Source organism: Novosphingobium sp. B-7, from assembly GCF_000410615.1.
GTDB lineage: Bacteria > Pseudomonadota > Alphaproteobacteria > Sphingomonadales > Sphingomonadaceae > Novosphingobium > Novosphingobium capsulatum.
Window position 1 is genome coordinate 1 of the sequence record NZ_APCQ01000702.1, and the last position, 2,675, is coordinate 2,675.

Genomic DNA, 2,675 nt, shown 5'->3' on the forward strand with positions numbered 1-2,675 from the left:
GAAGGCGGCGTGCCCGCAGCGGCGGTGCAACTGCTGCCCACGCAAGACCGCGCCGCCGTGGGCGCGATGCTGACGGCAGCCGGCCTGATCGACATGATCGTGCCGCGCGGCGGCAAGAGCCTGGTCGCCCGCGTCCAGGCCGATGCCCGCGTGCCGGTGCTGGCCCACCTTGACGGTATCTGCCACACCTTTGTTCACGCGGCGGCCGATCCGGCCATGGCTCAGGCCATCGTGCTCAACGCCAAGATGCGGCGCACCGGCATCTGCGGGGCGATGGAAACCCTGCTGATCGATGCCACTTATCCGGCGGCGGCAGCGCTGATTACGCCGCTGATCGAAGCCGGTTGCGAAGTGCGCGGCGATGCCCGCGCCCGCGCCATCGATCCGCGCATCGTGCCGGCAGCCGACAACGATTGGGACACCGAATACCTCGATGCCGTGCTCTCGGTGGCGGTGGTTGACGGGCTCGACGCGGCGCTCGCGCATATCGCGCGGCATTCCTCGGGCCATACCGATGCGATCATCACTGCCGATGCCGCAGCCGCCGCGCAGTTCCTGGCCCAGGTCGACAGCGCGATCGTCATGCACAATGCCTCCAGTCAGTTTGCCGATGGCGGCGAATTTGGCCTGGGCGCGGAAATCGGCATTGCCACCGGCCGCCTGCACGCGCGCGGCCCGGTCGCGCTGGAAGGGCTGACCACCTACAAGTGGCTGGTCCACGGCAGCGGGCAGGTTCGCCCCTGACACGCGGTGCTCCCCGGCTGACCGGCCTTCTGGGCGGCAGCTTCAATCCGGCACACGGCGGGCACCGCCGGGTGAGCCTGTTTGCGCAGGCCGCATTGGGGCTGGACGAGCTGTGGTGGCTGGTTTCGCCCGGTAACGTGCTCAAGCCCGCCAAGGGCATGGCGCCATTGCCGGCACGGGTGGCCTCGGCGCGGGCAATGGCCCGCCGCGCCCCGATTCGAGTGACCGCGATCGAGCGCGAACTGGGCACCCGTTTTACCATCGACAGCCTGCGCGCGCTGGTGCGGCGATACCCGCGTCGGCGCTTTATCTGGTTGATGGGAAGCGATAATCTGGCCCAGTTCCACCGCTGGAAAAACTGGCGCGGCATTGCCCGCACCATGCCGATTGCGGTTATCGCCCGTCCGGGCTATGATGCAGCTGCGATGGCGAGCCCCGCCATGGTATGGCTGCGCCGATGGCGCCGGCGGTGCAGGCAGGAATGTGATGGCGCTCTTTGGTCCGATACTGGGCCAACCGGGGGTGCCGCCCTGATCGCCAGTTTCCCGCATGATCCGATGCAGGGCGTCCCAGCGCTCTCCATCCTGCGGTTCGATCCCGATCCCCGTTCCGCCACGGCCCAGCGCCTGGCAGAGCCTGATTGGGCGGACCGTATTTCCGTGACCGGCCTGCGCGATGGTGTCACCCACCGCCGCATTGTGCCGGACCCACGCGGAAGGAGCGGACGCTGAGCGTCTTGGCCGCCATCCCTGCTTCCCGGCACGCTTTTCCGGTTTTTCGGCTCTCCCGCCGTGCGCCCTGGCGCAAGGCGGCTTTGCCGTTGGATCGGGATGCGCGACCGGGCGTTGCGACGTCAGTCATCTTTCAATCGGAGTTCACCGCAAGCCAATGACCAGTGCCCAACCCCAGCCGGCAGATGCCGGCGCCGCTACCCCGGCCCCTTCTGCCGGCGCTCCTGCCAGCCTGTTCGAACTCGTCCTGCAATCGCTGGATGATGACCAGGCCCAGGACGTGGTGTCGATCCCCCTGGAAGGCAAAAGCTCGATCGCCGATTACATGGTGATCGGTTCGGGCCGCTCCACCCGCCAGGTCGCCGCCATGGCGCAGAAGCTGGCCGAGCGCGTCAAGCAGGCCGGCTATGGCCATGTGCGCATCGAAGGCCTGCCAGCGGCCGACTGGGTGCTGATCGATGCCGGCGACGTGGTCGTCCATCTGTTCCGCCCGGAAGTGCGCAGCTTCTACAACCTGGAACGCATGTGGGGCTTCGGCGACGCCGGCTCTGCCTGACATCGTCCTTCCCCTCCTCTCCAGAGGAGGGGTGAGGAGGGTGGCGGACGCCACCACCACCAACGCCTGAACCGGACGCTCATGCTGCTCCACATCATCGCCCGGGGAAAGATCGGCCGCTCGCCCGAGGCAGAGCTGGTCGATCGCTATGGCAAGCGGGTGACGTGGGGTTTCAAGGTGACCGAGCTGCCCGATCGGGGCGGCGCCATGCCGCCGGTCACGGCCAATCCCACCCGCACCGTGGTCATGGACGAGCGCGGCAAGCAGCTGACCTCGGCCGAATTTGCCAAGGTGCTGGGCCGCTGGCGCGACGATGGCGTGCGCGAGGCGCGTTTCCTGATTGGCGCGGCCGATGGCCATGACGACAGCTTGCGCGACGGGGCCGATCTGCTGATCGCCTTTGGCGCGGCCACCTGGCCACACATGATGGCCCGCGCGATGCTGGCCGAACAGCTATGGCGGGCCACCAGCATCATTGCCGGCCACCCCTATCACCGCGAGGGATGATGGACGCGCGCCGCTCCCTGCTGCTGGCCACCGCCTTGCTGCTGCCGCTGGCTGCCTGGCAGATCGCCGGGGCCGGCGCCGCGCCCACCTATCAGACCGCCGGCGAAGCCGCTGCCGCCCTCGCCCAGGCGCAGACC

4 protein-coding genes are annotated in these 2,675 nt (G+C 68.6%); all 4 read left to right on the forward strand.

The window, feature by feature from the left end:
- Nucleotides 1-744, forward strand: a 744-nt coding sequence (locus tag H926_RS0107525; RefSeq protein WP_022675754.1) for a glutamate-5-semialdehyde dehydrogenase, incomplete at its 5' end; no start/stop codon positions are given.
- Nucleotides 708-1,475 (forward strand): nicotinate-nucleotide adenylyltransferase, encoded by a 768-nt coding sequence (locus H926_RS0107530; protein ID WP_082209055.1) that lies wholly within the window; start codon nucleotides 708-710, stop codon nucleotides 1,473-1,475. The genes H926_RS0107525 and H926_RS0107530, both read left to right, overlap by 37 nt.
- Nucleotides 1,476-1,632: 157 nt before the next feature.
- Entirely contained in the window at nucleotides 1,633-2,031 is a 399-nt protein-coding gene (rsfS, locus tag H926_RS0107535) for a ribosome silencing factor (protein ID WP_022675756.1), read from the forward strand.
- Between the two features lie 81 nt (nucleotides 2,032-2,112).
- Nucleotides 2,113-2,538, forward strand: coding sequence for a 23S rRNA (pseudouridine(1915)-N(3))-methyltransferase RlmH (locus H926_RS0107540; protein WP_022675757.1), 426 nt, complete (start codon nucleotides 2,113-2,115; stop codon nucleotides 2,536-2,538).
- The last annotated feature ends 137 nt before the right edge of the window (nucleotides 2,539-2,675 follow it).

Coding starts and splice junctions, on each gene's coding strand:
- rsfS (WP_022675756.1), top strand. CDS start 1,633: ATGACCAGTGCCCAACCCCAGCCGGCAGATGCCGGCGCCGCTACCCCG.
- H926_RS0107540 (WP_022675757.1), top strand. CDS start 2,113: ATGCTGCTCCACATCATCGCCCGGGGAAAGATCGGCCGCTCGCCCGAG.